At 61.9% G+C, this 15,580-nt stretch carries 13 protein-coding genes and 1 pseudogene; 9 read left to right on the plus strand and 5 right to left on the minus strand.

Annotated features, from left to right (window positions below; all coding sequences use genetic code 11):
• Positions 1–331, plus strand: a 331-nt coding sequence (locus CK505_RS13885) for an aminotransferase class I/II-fold pyridoxal phosphate-dependent enzyme (protein ID WP_141246831.1), incomplete at its 5' end; no start/stop codon positions are given.
• 555 nt (positions 332–886) lie between these two features.
• Here the strand turns inward: CK505_RS13885 and CK505_RS18940 are convergent.
• Positions 887–1,602: pseudogene (locus tag CK505_RS18940) on the minus strand (transposase); the annotation flags it as partial.
• A gap of 74 nt (positions 1,603–1,676) precedes the next feature.
• Positions 1,677–2,453, minus strand: coding sequence for an IclR family transcriptional regulator (locus CK505_RS13895; protein WP_217987558.1), 777 nt, complete (start codon positions 2,451–2,453; stop codon positions 1,677–1,679).
• Positions 2,454–2,566: 113 nt separating this feature from the next.
• On the opposite strand from CK505_RS13895, the gene CK505_RS13900 reads away from it, so the two are divergent.
• The 4 genes from CK505_RS13900 to CK505_RS13915 are packed head-to-tail and all read left to right on the plus strand — an operon-like array spanning position 2,567 to position 6,728.
• Positions 2,567–3,610, plus strand: a complete 1,044-nt coding sequence (locus CK505_RS13900; protein ID WP_176475366.1) for a 2-dehydro-3-deoxygalactonokinase — start codon at positions 2,567–2,569, stop codon at positions 3,608–3,610.
• Entirely contained in the window at positions 3,607–4,233 is a 627-nt protein-coding gene (locus CK505_RS13905) for a 2-dehydro-3-deoxy-6-phosphogalactonate aldolase (RefSeq protein ID WP_095651462.1), read from the plus strand. Before CK505_RS13900 ends, CK505_RS13905 begins: the two co-directional genes overlap by 4 nt.
• Positions 4,234–4,246: 13 nt before the next feature.
• The gene (dgoD, locus tag CK505_RS13910; protein WP_095651463.1) at positions 4,247–5,395 is read left to right on the plus strand and encodes a galactonate dehydratase; all 1,149 of its coding nucleotides are present in this window, start codon (positions 4,247–4,249) and stop codon (positions 5,393–5,395) included.
• A 4-nt stretch (positions 5,396–5,399) separates the two neighbouring features.
• On the plus strand, positions 5,400–6,728 hold the full coding sequence (locus CK505_RS13915) for an MFS transporter (protein WP_095651464.1): 1,329 nt from the start codon (positions 5,400–5,402) through the stop codon (positions 6,726–6,728).
• 196 nt (positions 6,729–6,924) lie between these two features.
• Here the strand turns inward: CK505_RS13915 and CK505_RS13920 are convergent.
• Positions 6,925–7,754 (minus strand): IS5 family transposase gene (locus CK505_RS13920; RefSeq protein ID WP_095651504.1). Its coding sequence is split into 2 segments (ribosomal slippage): positions 6,925–7,400 and positions 7,400–7,754, totalling 831 coding nucleotides; the frame shifts between segments, so codons are not numbered across the junction.
• 114 nt (positions 7,755–7,868) lie between these two features.
• Positions 7,869–8,459, minus strand: coding sequence for a recombinase family protein (locus CK505_RS13925; protein ID WP_095651465.1), 591 nt, complete (start codon positions 8,457–8,459; stop codon positions 7,869–7,871).
• A 258-nt stretch (positions 8,460–8,717) separates the two neighbouring features.
• On the opposite strand from CK505_RS13925, the gene CK505_RS13930 reads away from it, so the two are divergent.
• The 4 genes from CK505_RS13930 (at position 8,718) to CK505_RS13950 (ending at position 12,930) form a co-directional block, all read left to right on the plus strand.
• Complete coding sequence (locus CK505_RS13930) at positions 8,718–9,530, plus strand: TIGR04255 family protein (protein WP_095651466.1); 813 nt, start codon at positions 8,718–8,720, stop codon at positions 9,528–9,530.
• 669 nt (positions 9,531–10,199) lie between these two features.
• Positions 10,200–10,994, plus strand: coding sequence for a hypothetical protein (locus tag CK505_RS13935; RefSeq protein ID WP_095651467.1), 795 nt, complete (start codon positions 10,200–10,202; stop codon positions 10,992–10,994).
• Positions 10,995–11,767: 773 nt separating this feature from the next.
• A complete protein-coding gene (locus CK505_RS13945) occupies positions 11,768–12,157 on the plus strand; it encodes a PadR family transcriptional regulator (protein ID WP_095651469.1) in 390 nt (129 codons plus the stop codon).
• The gene (locus CK505_RS13950) at positions 12,154–12,930 is read left to right on the plus strand and encodes a hypothetical protein (protein ID WP_095651470.1); all 777 of its coding nucleotides are present in this window, start codon (positions 12,154–12,156) and stop codon (positions 12,928–12,930) included. Before CK505_RS13945 ends, CK505_RS13950 begins: the two co-directional genes overlap by 4 nt.
• A 482-nt stretch (positions 12,931–13,412) precedes the next feature.
• Here the strand turns inward: CK505_RS13950 and CK505_RS13955 are convergent, their stop codons facing one another.
• A complete protein-coding gene (locus CK505_RS13955) occupies positions 13,413–15,509 on the minus strand; it encodes an NACHT domain-containing NTPase (RefSeq protein ID WP_095651471.1) in 2,097 nt (698 codons plus the stop codon).
• Between the last annotated feature and the right edge of the window lie 71 nt (positions 15,510–15,580).

Consider the following 15,580-nt stretch of genomic DNA (forward strand, 5'->3'; position numbering starts at 1 on the left):
GATCAACGACCTCATCCTCCCGGGCGGGCGGCTCAAGGCCCAGCGCGACCTCGCCCACCGGCGGCTCAACGAGATCGACGGCGTGTCCTGCCGGCAGGCCGACGGCGCCCTGTACCTGTTCCCCAAGCTCGACGTGGAGAAGTTCAACATCGTCGACGACGAGAAGTTCGCCCTCGACCTGCTCAAGGAGCAGAAGATCCTCGTCAGCCACGGCCGGGCGTTCAACTGGCCGGAGCCCGACCACTTCCGGCTCGTCACCCTGCCGTCCGTGGAGATGCTGGCCACGGCCCTGGACCGGATCGAGGAGTTCCTCGGCAACTACCGCCAGTGACCGAACCTGCACTGCAACGCGGTCCGCCGCTAACCGGCCATATGTAAAGCGGATATGGGCCGCCCTGCACTTGGTGTCCACAGGCCGACGAGCGACCGCATAGCCGCACCCCGGATCTCGACAGTGCCCGCCCCATGGGCAAGCCAAGTCAACGTCATCTGCTCGTGCGGCAGCCTCGGGATCCGCTTTTACTCGCCGTTGACGCGCTGTCCATCGGTGGGCGATTCCGGCTCAGTGGGCCACTCCAGCCCGTATGCCTCTACGAGTGCTTGCGGGGAACCGTACTGGTTCGGGTCCTCACCGGCGCGCTGGGCGGCCGCTACTGCCTCGAGGAGAGCTTCAGAACGCACTCGCATCCACGGACCATCGAGGAGAGCCTGCTCGATTTTGGCCTGGAACTCGGGGTTGAGGGCAACCCATTTCGCTTGGGCCCACATTTCCTTGGGGCTCTGCTGGTGGTGGGTCATGGTGGTGCTCCTGTCGAGTGAGGTGCTCTCCGGGGTCCTCAGATGAGTGACACTGTCGGTTCCGCTCGAAGTTTGAGCTGTTTGTCCGCTTGCCTTCGGCGGTCTTGTGCTCGGTGACGTCGGTCAGCCACAGCTGGTTCGGCGCGCCGGCGGTGAAGTCGCGCTCCACCAGGTCGTCGTGCACCGGTGGTCCGGGCTTCTTCCCGTTCTTGCCGCGCTTCTTCCCGAACACCGACCACCAACCGTTGTCCCGGCAGATCCGCCACGCGCTGCGCTCACACATCACTTCGCCGGCCTCTTTGGCTTCATCGACCAGAAAGCGGTAGCCGAACTCCGGGTCGTCCTGGTGGGCGTCGAACAACGCGTTCGCCCGGTATGCCTGGACGACCTCGGCATCGGTGACTGGGTCCGCCAGCCAGCGGTAGTAGGGCTGGCGGGAGAGCTTGAGCACCCGGCACGTCACCGCGACAGGAACCCCGTCGGCGGCGAGCTCTGTCACGAGCGGGTAGTACCTTTTCCCGGCAGGTTCGCCTGGGACAGGTAGGCCGCGGCCCGGCGCAGGACCTCATTCTCCTGCTCGAGCAGGCGGATCCGCTTCTTCAGCTCACGGTTCTCGGCCGACTCGGCTCTGGTGGCCCCGGGCTTCTCGCCGTCCTCGACGTCGGCCTGGCGCATCCACTTCGACAGGGTCATCTCGTGGATGCCGAAGTCCTTGGCGATCTGGGCCAGCGTCACGCCGTCTGCGCGGCTGCGGGCCACGCGAACGACGTCGTCACGGAACTCTTGGGGATAGGGAGCGGGCACAGCAACATCCTTCCAGGCCGCCCTGCGGGCAAGCCAGATCAGGTGTCACCTATCGGTGCATCAGTCCCTCCCGATTACACATTCCGCCCAAGTTCACGTCCGATGGCTTGGGCGGCTTGTCGCACGACCGGCACGAGGGACTGCATGCGCTGCGCGGGCATATAGGGTTGCGTGGCTGCGACGCTGACGGCGGCGACGATGGCTCCTCGAGCGTCGCGGATGGGTGCTGCGACGCATCGGATCCCGGGTTCGTTCTCCTCCAGGTCCAACGTGCTGTCCTGGGTGGCGTAGTTGTGCATCAACTTGATGAACTCGGCGAGCTCGCCCGGAGAGTGCGCCCCTGGGTGTTCTGCGGCGTATTGACCGGCCCATCGATGTTGTTGATCCAGCAGAAGGGACTTGCCAATGCCCGTTCGGGTCATCGGCATGCGCAGGCCAATGCGTGAACGCATTTCGGCCCCGCGTGATCCCGGGATCTTGTCGAGGTAGAGCACTTCCCCGGCGTCCTCTACCGCCAGGTGCACGGTGTCTTTGACCGTGTCTGATAGGCGCTCCAAAATCGGTCGGGCCAAAACCGGCAACGGGTTCTGGTGCAACGATCGGAAACCGTAGTCGATGAGCTGTGGGCCGAGGGTGTACGAGCTGCCATTGACCACCCGGACGAACCCCCTGAGCTCCAACAGCTGGATCAGGCGATGAGCTGTACTGCGACCAACGCCGGTTACCTCCACCACAGTCTTGAGATCGTGGGCGCCTTCGGCGATGGCTTGGAGGACGTCAAGACCACGGGCCAGGGTGCGGGTTCCCTGAGGCACGGGAGGGGGCAGAGACAGGTCGTTATCAGATGTCACGAAGGAAAGTCTAGAAGGAGGTCGTACCCCCTTCCCACGGTCCCACCACACCACTTATCCCTATATATACGACGATAATGGACATAGTGGGATGTTCACGTCAAACTACTGCTGTGACTCAGATCTCAACCACCTCTCCCTGTTCTTCCACCTCGGGGGATCCTCGACTCATCGCTCTGGATTGGGGGACCACTTCCGCACGGGCTTACCTGCTCGATGACACAGGAAGGATCCTGCGCACCGGACCCGCCGGCCGCGGCATTCTCACGGTCACGGAACGGGCAACGAGCGCGGAGGACCATTGCGCTGCGTTCGAGGAAGAGTTCGAGCGGATGTGCGGGTCCTGGCTGGACGAGCATCCAGAGATGCCTGTTCTAGCCAGTGGCATGGTGGGCAGCAACCAGGGATGGGTCGACGTGCCCTATCAGCGCCTGCCGAAAAATCTGACTTCCCTGGCCGATGCACTGGTCGAAGTCCCCAGCCAACGTGGACGAGTGCACATCGTGCCGGGCCTGTTGGATGACGGAGAGCTGCCCCAGGTGATGCGTGGGGAGGAAACGCAGATTTTGGGCATATTGGAGAGAACAGCCGCTGTCGATGGCGGTGATGGCCCCACCGAAAGAGTCATCGTGCTTCCTGGGACCCACACGAAATGGGTGCGCGTCCAGGGAGTCGACGTCGTCGATTTCCTCACCAGCATGACCGGGGAGATTTACGGACTCCTTACCCAGCACAGCATCCTGGCCCACCTAGCCAGCCAGCCCGAGGCACCCGACCTGGGTGCCTTCGACCGTGGCGTCCAGACGTCGCTGGAAACCGGTCCGGAGGGCGGGATTCTGGCAAGTCTCTTCACGGCACGGACCTTGCCACTGACCGGACGCATGCCGGCCGAGCAGGTGAACGACTACATCTCCGGGCTCATGATCGGCGCCGAGGTCGCCTCCTGTGTCGCTAGCTGGTTATCCACGGGATTCGACACCCCATCGGCACAGGTGTTGCTGTGCGGGGAGCCGGAGCTTTGCCGACGGTATCAACGCACTCTGCAGCAGTTTGACGTTGACGCCTTGGTGGTGGCAGGCGACGTCGTCACCCACGGCCTGTGGCGTATCGCATTATCTGCAGGCCTCCTTGAGCATCAGTTGAAAGGAAAGGCATGAACCACACACCGACTGGCCTCGTGGCCATTCTGCGCGGCCTCACCCCCTGGGAAGCTCCAGGGGTCGGACAACAACTTTACGATGCGGGCTTCCGCGCCCTGGAAGTTCCCCTCAATTCCCCAGACCCCCTGACCTCCATCAGCCTTCTTCGCGAGAACCTCCCCCAGAACTGCGCGGTCGGAGCGGGAACGGTGCTGACTGTTGAAGAGGTCCACGCAGCCCACGCAGCGGGGTCCGGCATCATCGTCTCCCCAACCATGGACCCGGAGGTCATCGCTGAAACCGTCCGCCTGGGAATGCGCAGTTATCCCGGCGTGGCCACGCCCACCGAAGCTTTCGCTGCCGTGAAAGCCGGAGCCCGCAGCCTAAAGCTGTTTCCCTCCGACGCGGTCGGAATATCCGGCATGAAGGCGTGGCAAGCAGTGCTGCCAGCAGACATCGAATTCCTCCCCGTCGGTGGCATTGATGCCAGCAATCTGGAGGCATGGGTGGCAGCAGGCGCCTCAGGGGCGGGCATCGGTTCGTCCCTCTACAAACCTGGAGTCACCTTGGAAGACGTGTCATCCCGTGCCCTCGCCCTGATCCGGGCGTGGCGGTCAGCGACTGGCGACGACGAGAAATAAGCAAGGAGAGCACATGAAAATCACCAAATTGACCACCTACACCGTTCCCCCGCGGTGGCTGTTCCTGAAGATCGAGACCGACGAGGGCGTCGTGGGATGGGGTGAACCGGTCGTCGAGGGGCGGGCGGCGACCGTGGCCGCCGCCGTCCAGGAGCTCTCGGACTACTTGATCGGTCAGGACCCCCGCAATATCGAGGACCTGTGGACCGTGCTGTACCGCGGCGGGTTCTACCGCGGCGGGCCCATCCTGATGAGCGCCCTGGCCGGCATCGACCAGGCCCTGTGGGACATCAAGGGCAAGGCCCTCGGGGTGCCGGTGCACGAGCTACTCGGCGGGAAAGTCCGCGACCGGATCCGCGTCTACTCGTGGATCGGCGGGGACCGCCCCACCGAGACCGCCGCGGCGGCACGGGCGGCCGTGGAGCGAGGCTTCGGCGCGGTGAAGATGAACGGCACCGCGGAGCTGCAGTACGTTGACAGCTGGGACAAGGTCGACCTGTGCCTGGAGAGCGTGCGGGCGGTCCGTGAAGCGGTCGGCCCGGACATCGGCATCGGGGTGGACTTCCACGGCCGCGTGCACAAGCCTATGGCGAAGGTGCTGCTGCGCGAGCTCGAGCCTTACAAGCTGATGTTCATCGAAGAGCCCGTCCTCAGTGAGAACGTCGACGGCTTCCTCGATCCCCTGCGCAGCACCTCCACGCCCATCGCCCTGGGCGAGCGGCTGTTCTCCCGGTGGGACTTCAAGGACGTCCTGGCCTCCGGCGCCGTGGACATCATCCAGCCCGACCCCTCCCACTGCGGCGGCATCACCGAGGCCCGCAAGATCGCCCACATGGCCGAGGCCTACGACGTCGCCCTGGCTCTGCACTGCCCCCTGGGCCCCATCGCCCTGGCCGCGTGCCTGCAGATCGATGCCGGGTGCTACAACGCCTTCATCCAGGAACAGAGCCTGGGCATCCACTACAACGAGAGCAACGACCTACTGGACTACCTGGCCGACCCGTCGGTCTTCGACTACGAGGACGGCATGGTCCGCATCCCCGGCGGCCCCGGGCTGGGCATCGAGGTCAACGAGGACTACGTCCTGGAACGGGCCCGCAAGGGCCACCGCTGGCGCAACCCGGTCTGGCGCCACGCCGACGGCTCCTTCGCAGAATGGTGACCTCATGAAGACTTCCATCAACACCTCGACCGTGGGCACCGACCAGCCGCGTTCCCGCGCCCGCTTCCTCATCATGGTGATGCTGTTCATCACCGTGGTCATCAACTACATGGACCGGTCGAACCTGTCCGTGGCCGCACCAGCCATCGCCGACGAGTTCGGCCTCAGCACAGCCCAGCAGGGGCTAATCCTGTCCGCGTTCGGCTGGACCTACGCGGCCATGCAGATCCCCGGCGGCTGGTTAGTCGATAAGGTGCGGCCGCGGGTGCTGTACCCCCTCTGCCTGATTCTCTGGTCCTTGGCCACGGTTTTCATGGGCATGGCCGGCAGTTTCGTGGCGCTGTTTGTGCTACGCCTGGCCGTCGGCGTGTTCGAAGCCCCGGCCTACCCCATCAACAACAAGGTGGCCACCAGCTGGTTCCCCGAGAAGGAGCGCGCCACCGCCATCGGCTTTTACACCTCCGGGCAATTCATCGGCCTGGCCCTGCTGACACCCGTGCTGATCTGGTTGCAGCACACCTTCAGCTGGCACTGGGTGTTCATCGTCACCGGGCTCGTCGGCATCGTCTGGGGAGTCATCTGGTACATCTTCTACCGCACCCCCCGGGAACATCGCCTCGCCAACGAAGCTGAAGTCCAGTACATCCGCGATGGCGGGGGACTAGTCGACCTAGAAAAGTCAGGAGTTCAGACTCCTCAGAAGCTCTCCTGGGCCAACCTGGGCGTGGTCCTGAGGCACCGGAAGCTGTGGGGCATCTATCTCGGCCAGTTCTGCCTCACCTCCACCCTGTGGTTCTTCCTCACCTGGTTCCCCACCTACCTGGTGGACTACCGCGGGATGGACTACATCAAGACCGGGTTCCTGGCCTCCCTGCCCTTCGTCGCGGCCCTGGTAGGGGTGCTGCTCAGCGGTGTCTTCTCCGATTTCCTCGTCCGCCGCGGAGCCACGCTAGGCATGGCTCGGAAGCTGCCGATCATCACCGGGCTGCTCCTGTCCATGGCCATGATCGGCGCCAACTTCACCGACAGCACGGCCTGGGTCATCACCTTCATGTCCCTCGCCTTCTTCGGCAACGGCCTGGCCTCCATCACCTGGTCCCTCGTCTCCGCGCTGGCACCGATGCGTCTGATCGGCCTCACCGGAGGAATGTTCAACTTCATCGGCAATTTGTCCTCTATCGCCACCCCGATCGTGATCGGCCTGCTGATCACCGAGACCAGCTTCGCGCCGGCCTTCGTTTACATGACCGTCATCGCAGCCCTGGGCGTGCTGTCCTACGTTCTGCTCGTCGGGAAGGTGGAACGAGTCCAAGATCGCGAGCTCACTGCCTAGAGTTCGACCAATGAGCTGAAGCCGCACAACTCTGCTGATCCAGCGTCAACGACGTCAGCTCGGCATCCTGCACCACACACCTTTTGTGTGACAAAAACCGGGTCAGATCTGCCGATGAATCAGTACACAGCTCAGAAACGGGCGTGGCCCCTCCACCCAGGCCGGAGGGGCCACGCCCGTTCTCAAAGAAGTGGTTTCAATAGTCTTTCCGGGGCAGTCGCCGGACGCAGATGATGGTGATGGCTAAGGTCGCCAGTGCGGTGATCGTGGTGGCGCTGCGGTCGTAGCGCACGGCCAGGCGGCGGAAGGCCAGTAGCCAGGAGATCGTGCGTTCCACGACCCATCGGTGCCGGCCCAGGCGTTCGCTGGAGTCCACACCGATCCGGGCGATCCTGGCGGTGATCCCGCGCCGGCGCAGGTAGCGGCGCACCCGCCGGTTGTCGTACGCCTTGTCCGCGTGCAGCTTCCCCGGACGGCGCTGTGGCCGTCCCCGGCCTCGACCCTTGACCGGGCTCAGCCCGTCCAGGATCGGCTCTACGAGCATGGAGTCATGGCGATTGGCCCCGGTGATCGCCACTGCCAAGGGCAGCCCGTCGGCGGTGACCAGCAGGTGGTACTTCGTGCCGAGTTTGCCGCGGTCGGTGGGGTTGGGGCCGGTCAGCTCGCCCCCCCTTTGGCCCGGACGCTGACCGAGTCCAGAGTCGCTCTCGACCAGTCGAGCGCCCCGTCCTGCCCGAGCTGGTCCAGCACGGCGTGGTGCAGCTTCTCCCAGACCCCGGCCTCCTGCCAGGCCCGCAGTCGGCGCCAGCAGGTGACCCCGGAACCGAAGCCCAGCTCGGTGGGGAGTTTCTTCCACGCGATGCCGTTCTCGGCCACGAACAGGATGCCCTCCAAGGCGGCCCGGTCATCGATCCGCGGCCGCCCGGTGCGCCCGTTCTTCGTCGGCGGAAGAGGTGGGATCAGCGGTTCCAGCAACTCCCACAACTGGTCGCTGACCAGTCGTCCGGACGCTCTCTGACTCGCCATGGCAGTCATGATCACCAGCCCGGCTGACTCCACTCAACGCCTCAGCCATAACTATTGAAACCATTTCTAAATCCTGTGCTGGACGAGAAACGACCAAGAATACCGCTTGGGTCCTCAGCTCACAATGGAGGGCAGCTCCTGGATCCGCCGGTACAGCGTGGCCCGAGACATCCCCAAGTCCCGGGCCACCTGGGTGGCCGGATCCCCGGACTCGATCAGGCGCAGCGCGTTGCGGATCTGGGAGTCGGTGAAGGTCTGGCGCCGCCCACCCAGGTCCTTGCCGGCGGCACGGCGTTTGGCTACCGAGTCGGTGATCCGCTCCCGCTTAATCTCCAGCTCCATCTGCGCCCAATCAGCCATCACCGTGAACACCATCGATCCCATCGGGGTGGCGGTGTCCACGTGTCCCCCGCCGAGGTTCAGCACCCGCAATCCCGCGCCTCTCCCCCGCAGCGCCTCGGCCGAGGTCAGCATGTTCTGCGTCGACCGCCCCAACCGGTCCAGCGTGGTGATGACGAGCGTGTCGCCCTCCTTGAGGGCGGCCACCGCCTTGTCGAAGGCCGGACGAAATGCGCGCCCTTCAGACACTCCATGGTCCCCATAGAGGTCATCGTGCCGGACGCCGGCACCCAGCAGGTCATGCACTTGACGGTCGGCGTCCTGCTGCGGTGTCGAGACCCGGGCATACCCGATCAGCTTCCCCATGTCGACCTCATCTGTCTCGCAACCGACGTTGAGTAGCCGATTCTAGAGTCATGGATAAAGCACAAGGATGCGAGACATGCCCAACCGCGGATTCATGCGGGCGCAAATTTTCCGGACGAGACGTCTCGCATCCCATGGGATGCGAGACACAGCTCTGGACCGCGCCTGGCGACACAGACGGACAGGCTCGGCTCATGACGCACCCCTGTCCTTCTTCCACCCTTCTTCGGAGTGTAAAGTTATGTGTAAACTGCGGTCATGACTGATGTCGCCGCTCCACGTCGTCCCCACTTGGAGCACTCGCCCCTAGTGCTCGTCCTCTGCGAAATTCGCTTCTCTCCCGTACTGGCGATTGATCGACACGTCACCGCAATTCAGGACCGTCTTCGCAACAACGGTTTCCCCGACTACTCCGTCGCTACCCAGCAACAGATTCAGTTCGGCGCCGAAGGAGGCGTCCAGCTGCAGCCGAGTCTTCGGTGGTCGTTCGCATCGGCCGACAAGAAACGCGTGATGACCCTGACAACCTCCTCGATTGCTTTGCAGGTGACCGACTACCAGACGTTCGAGGACTTTCAAGAGCCGTTGCGACTCGTCGTCGATGTGTTGAGCCGAGAGGTTCAACCTAGCTACGCCGACCGGATCGGCTTAAGGTATGTCGACGCGGTCGTGGACGTCGGCTCCGATCTCACGGAGATCTTCACAGAAGCCGTCACGACGTTTAGCCCGGAGGAATTGGGGGTGGAATCGCTGTTGTCCAGCCAGCAAATCCTCGCCCGGTCGGCAGTCGGTCAGCTCCTAATCCGAATGAACCAGGTGGAGAACACCCCGATTCTTCCGCCGGATCTGCTGACACCCGACTTTCCACAGTTGGCCGCCGTAAAGCCGGGTATCCATGCAATATTGGATATTGACAGCTCAGATGAGTCCCGGACTGCCTTCAACTTCGACGTGATCGAGCCTCGACTCTGGGCGGTGCATGGGCCGGCCAGCGCCGCGTTCTGGAAATCTGTGAGGCCCGCAGCCATGGAAAAGTGGGGACTCGTGCCAAGCAACCAGACAGGAAAATGAAATGACCGACATACTCGAACGTCCGCGGACGGGAACGCAATGGGCATTCACGCCGTTGGCTGCGGGAACCGACAGCGGGGCGAATGTTACACGGCAGTTGGTCGAGGCGCTTTCGGCGGACTTAGGGACGGGATCTGACCCTCTTCGGTGGCTGGCATACTGCAGTCACATGTCATCGACCAGGTCGTGGTCCTTGTTCGACCTGGAACCGCAGGTACCCGTCTCAGAGCGTCGTCCTGTCTCCGAGCTTGTCAACACTATCCGGTCAGCATTCCACCTGTCTGTCACCGATCTCGCATTGGTGCTGCGCGTTAAGCGTCCAACGATCTACTCGTGGCTAAAGGAAAATCCCGAGCTTCGCCCAGAGAATGAAAAACGCCTTCACTTTATGGCATCGCTGGCCGATGAGTGGCTAAAGCTTGTGCCCGGGACGCCAGGACCTGCCTCCCTCCGTGGTGCAACACCGTCGAGGGGCTTCGTCGCACTTCTGTCCTCCGAAGTTCTCGACGCCGATAGTCTTTGGATGGCACTGGCCGATGAGGCGACGGCGGCGAGTAGCGTCACGCGTCGTAGCCGCTTCCGGGAAGACCTCAAGTCGCGTACCCCGCGACGTTCAGAGTCAAACTTTGACGTTGCGACAGGAAGACCCCTCGGCCCCCAGTCGGTCAGATGAGCTTCAGTGAGCTCGAGGCAATCACTGCGAACGGATGGACACAGGGATCTTTTCTCAGCGCTGACGCCGCGCGCGACCTTGGACTCGACGGTGGCGGCATCGACGGATGGCTCATCGCGTCTCACCCGTGTGACGTAGTCGCCCGGAGCTTGGACAACGAACCTTTCGTCGATGTTGTGCCCGTGCGCCTGATCGATGCAGTTGAGGGCACCTACGCCTTCGGGGGGAACCCCAGAAAACTGCACGTCGCCATCGTTGGACGCGCATTCGAAGCCGACCTGATCGGTCGGCGGACACTCCAGCGGGACCTACTCGGAAACGCTACGCCCGCCGGAAACCTGGACAAGAGGTCGGCCCGCACGTTCGCTCAGTGGTTGGGCAACCGATACTCCCGGTCGTTCTTCCCGGATGCGTTCAACAGCCGCAGGCAACCATCGTCAAAACGCGTCAACAACATCCTGAAGCGGCTTGGCTCAAACCTTTCGGGGGTATACATCGATGTGACAGACGCGGAGCTTGAAGACGACGAAGCCTATGCAGTCACCTTGCTGTTCACTACCCTCCCAGAGGTGGCCAAGGACCCCTCTGCATGGGCCGACGCGAACAAGGCCGCCGATCAGATCGTCGAGCTTTGGAACGACGAAAAAGGGATCAACGTCGACGACTACTTCGTTGAATCTGAAGACGACGTCCCGATCAGCATGCTCAGGATTTACACGCGGCTCGACTTCGACTCCTACACTATTCGCGGCGATGAAGCCGGCGACCAGCCGCTTTCGATCGCGATCTAGCTGGTCGAGCTTCCCCGGATGATCGATTTTGGGGCGCAAAACGCGGTTTGGTTGCCAGGTGACGTTCGTGCAAGCTCAAGCCAGAGCCTATCGCTGACATGTGAGGTGCACGCTCGAGCAGAGCCGGTACTGAGTGCATTATTGTGTCCTTGTCGAGAAGGTCACGCGGCTGAAACGGTTCGATACGACTACCTGAGGCGTGAAAGATATCGACAAGTGTCTCGTAACGCGAACGCCTCGTATCCCTTGGACTGCGAGACGCGCCAACGCACCAACAACTCCTAAGACTCGGTCTCACCGTTGACGCACCCTCACCAGATGCAATGTCAGTCGGTGAGCCGTTCATAGGCACTCTGCCGGGAGATCTCTAACGCCCGACCCACCCCGATCCACGAGGCCCCGCTCCCCCCGGACATCCTGCACAGCATCATGGAGTGCCAGGCTGGCCCCGCGCTCCAACAGGCGCAGGAACCGCGATCGCCCCAGAGTTCGATCGGCGATCTCCTCGGTCCTCGCCGCCGCCCACGCATCAGCGGCCATGCGCAGATACTGAGCCACAGCCACCCCGTCACGGTCGTCCGCCGGCACGGAGCGATCCACCAGGGCTGCCTTCAGCTCCGCTGCCGTGTGCGGCACTGTCATGCCGTGCCGGAAGACGACCTCAGGCCGTGCCGGTGGCCGCGTGCCAGCCGGGCTCCTCGGCACTGACTGGTGGATGAGCCAACATCCCACGCCATGTAGACAGACACACTAGGTAGGGCCACTATGTACCTATGAGCACCACCACCCAGCACAGCGAGTGGCTCCGCGGAGTTCTGGGGCTGTGCGTGCTGCGCACCATGGCCGAGGGGCCCACCTACGGGTATGCGATCGCGGCCGAACTCGCCGAGGCAGGCTTCGGGGACATCAAGGGCGGAACCCTCTATCCACTGCTGGCCCGGCTCGAGAAGAACAACCTTGTCACCGTCGCGTGGAGAGCCGGCGAAGGCGGGCCTGGCCGGAAGTACTTCGCACTCACCGAACCCGGTCGCGCCGAGCTCACCCACGGCATTGCTCAGTGGCAGAAGTTCTCCGCCGTCGTCACCGATCACCTCTCCACCAGCACCATCGGCGAGAAATCGGTGCCCACCGGCCCCCCGTACTCCACGAGGAGGACACCATGAACACCACCCCCAACACGCAACCCGTGTCCCACGAGGTCTGGCAGCGCCCGTTCGTGAAGGCCCATCACGACTGGTGCGATGACTTCGTGGTGGAACTGCGCCTGATCGACGTCCCCGGCCCCGTCATCGGTGACCACCTGGGCGAGGTGGAGACCCACTGCTCGGCCACCGGTGAGACCCCGGAGGAGGCCTTCGGCGAGCCTGCCGCCTACGCCACCCAGATCGCCCAGGCCACCGACACCCAGCCAGTGTCCGGAGTCGGGAGGATCACGGTCCTTTCCGCCACCCAGGTGGCGGCCTTGCTGGTGGGCACCGCCGCGGCCACTACCTGGGCCCGGGGCGAAGAGTTGACCTACAACCTCGTCCAAGTCGGGCTGCTGGGGTTGTTTGTGCTCGTGCTGCTGTGCCTGCCTAAGCTGTTCCGCCCACTGATGCACCGCCCCTGGGCGGTGGGCATCCCTCTGGTCTGCGGGACCCCGCTGCTGGCCCTGGGCTCGGCGTTCTCCGCCCGCCTGGAGCTGCCGGTCGCGCTGGTCCTGCCCGCCGCACCGGTGGCCATCGGCCTGTTCGTGGTGGTCCTGGTCCTGGCCTGGGGAGAGTACCGGGAGCTGGGCCGGGACCTCGACGCGGACCTGGTCACTTCACCCCTGTCCCCCGAACCCGGCACATCCGAAACCGCAGGCATCCACCAGCACTGGGTCACGATCCTCCCCGCCTTCCTCATGCCCATGACCTACCTCGTACTGGCGACCTTCGGATGGCTCTTCGCCTGACCACCCACACCGACCCGGTCAAGGACGCACACGGGACTGATGCACGATCAGGTGCCGACCACGGCAGGGATTGTCTTACATCTAATCCGCCTCGCAACCCATGCGTTCCAAGACACGATATGGCGAACGCGATGCAATCGCCTCCGCTCCTCTCCGACCACGGACATAGTCAGTAGCAAATCAGGGGATCCTAATACGCCGCCGCTGACGAGGTCTGGGAGGACCGCTTCTGACGGACTCGGCATAGCGAGACAAACACATCCAGTCTTACGCCACTGCACGAGGCACAGAGGGCCCAAACCACCACTGCTACAGGGGGAAAAATGACCCGGGGAAAATTATCGGACATGAAGAATAGCAACAGGAGAAGATCGCCTCGCTAGCCTCGGCCGCAAACCTGATTGCATCCATTGAAGGCAGGATCTGCCGTGCAATTCTTAGTAGCTATTGGCCTAAGAGGAAGTTCGAGCCGATGAATCTTGTCAATCTGCAGGCGATGGGGGTCTCCCCTGGAAGTGGTTACGAAGGCTGAGATGCCGGAACTGGTATGCCGACCCCGAGCGACGCATAAGTCCAGAGCGAACGGCCCATACCAAAAATCGATTGAGCCGTAGTGGCAACATGCCATGCATGGCCGCGTTAATCCCACCGATCATGTACCGCAACCAAATTTGACCGAATCCGAGTCCAAGAGTACACCCGAAACCGATCACTAACCCGAGCCCAAACGCGGCCATGAAACCAACTTCATTTCCTGCCACAATCATGCCTCCAATTGCGCCTGCAAATCCGGTCACGAGCACGTTTCCCAGCCACTTTAAAAGGTCGGAATACACCGGGCTCGCCGGAGACACGATATAGATGCTTGTACTCAGCCCGTCTGTGACCCCGTCCCAGATTCCAACTATGAGGGCAAACGCGAGACCGACTTCGAGCCCCACAGCCGGCTCGAGTACCAATTCAAGCAAAAACCAGAATACGCACATAGCTACAATATCGGACAAGAACGTTACCCAGAATACTTTCCAAAATTTCAATGTACGGAAGGATGTCAAAGAAATTGGATGCTGTATCGGATAGATGCGTGCGGATGCTGCCAACCATAGGGATCTTCCAAAAAGTACTACAGCGCCTAGGCAAAGTAAAACCGCCCCGATAATCCAGCCAATGGGGGTATTGGTTATAATTTGAGGCAAATTAAAAAACTCCCGAACCAAAAATTCGATGTCCCAGTAGAACTCACTCATTACTATCATCGAAAGAGCACAAAAAAACAGAATTGGGCCTATAAAGACGTGCATTACCCGCACCTTATTAAAACCGCCAATACGCCAACAGTCGGTCAGTCGAATGTCGACTCTGTCCCCAAGATTCCGGGCAAGAGCCGCAGCCCACCTTTCAACCTGTTCAGTTGTGTATGCCTCGCTGTTTCTCAAGGACTGAGTCATGCCGCTCTCGCAAGTTCGAACCATGACGTATTGAGACAAGAGCGTTCCCCGTATCCGCAATCTGTAGCTTTGACGCAATTCGTCTGATAGAGGCATTAAATCTTTTGCCGAACCGCCATGTCGCAAGAAAGCTACAGCGAGAGTCAGTACCCACGGTGTTTCCAATAGGTCAAATACCCACTCACTGGCGACGGCAATACTTAGGGATTCCCATTCCTTTAGAGCCGCCCGATCCTGGGTTGCACCTAGCTCCCGGCTCATATAGGTGGAAACATGGTTCTTATCCAAGGAGTTGATAGTCACCAAATCACAATCCACCAACTCTTTATGAATACGCCAATACTCCACGTTTCGGCATGTCACTACCACTGGTAAGTTTGGGTCACCACCCCCATACCGGTTAAGATGTTCGATAGCAGCTCGCGCACGAACCGGCTCCATACTAGGCGAGTCCATTTCGTCGAGACCGTCCAATACCGGTAATATCAGTTCCGCGTTAATTAGTCTCTTCGTAGCTTCCTCTGTCAAATTGGTATACCGGCCCATCAGGGCCAAAGTCAGCCATTCCTCAAAGGAATATCTAACATCCCAATCGGCCAAGTCAAACCGCACCGGCACCGGAGCTTTCGCCCGCGCGGACTCACTAAGACCGGGCCGTTCTCGCGCTAGCTCGCACAGTAGGTGCAAGGCAAGAATGGACTTCCCACCTCCCGGCGCTCCCAGTATGAGCATTCGCCTCCCCGTGCGCTCCATGTAGAAATCACGTATGCCAACCAAATCCCCCACAGCCCGATCTGACTGGTAGGTCAAATTTGCTGTACGTCCTGGGGCCTCGCCCGCATACAGCAACTGACGCAATGACTCCTTTTCCGCTGAGAGCACCTCGGGCGTTAACATATCCGCCATCTCAGCCGCATTTCTTTCAGCGTGAATACGCGGCCCCCACCTTGTTAGCCCTAGAGTGACCGCAGCGACCACCAATCCACCGATAGACGCCCAATCCACCCATCGGTCAAATTCATTACCGGTCGCCCCAAGTGCCTGCGCTACAAGCACCAATACAAACACCAAGCATGTCGCGACCGCGACACCCCAGCCAAGCCGCCGCCAGTCCCTTTTTCCAATCCCCATGAGCTACATTTTGCCCCGCCTGCTGGCTCAGGTGGCGGATCTCACTGCATCGTTAGTGCGTCCCATGGAGA

The sequence above is a fragment of the Kocuria sp. WN036 genome, from assembly GCF_002287015.1.
Taxonomy (GTDB): Bacteria; Actinomycetota; Actinomycetes; order Actinomycetales; family Micrococcaceae; genus Kocuria; species Kocuria rosea.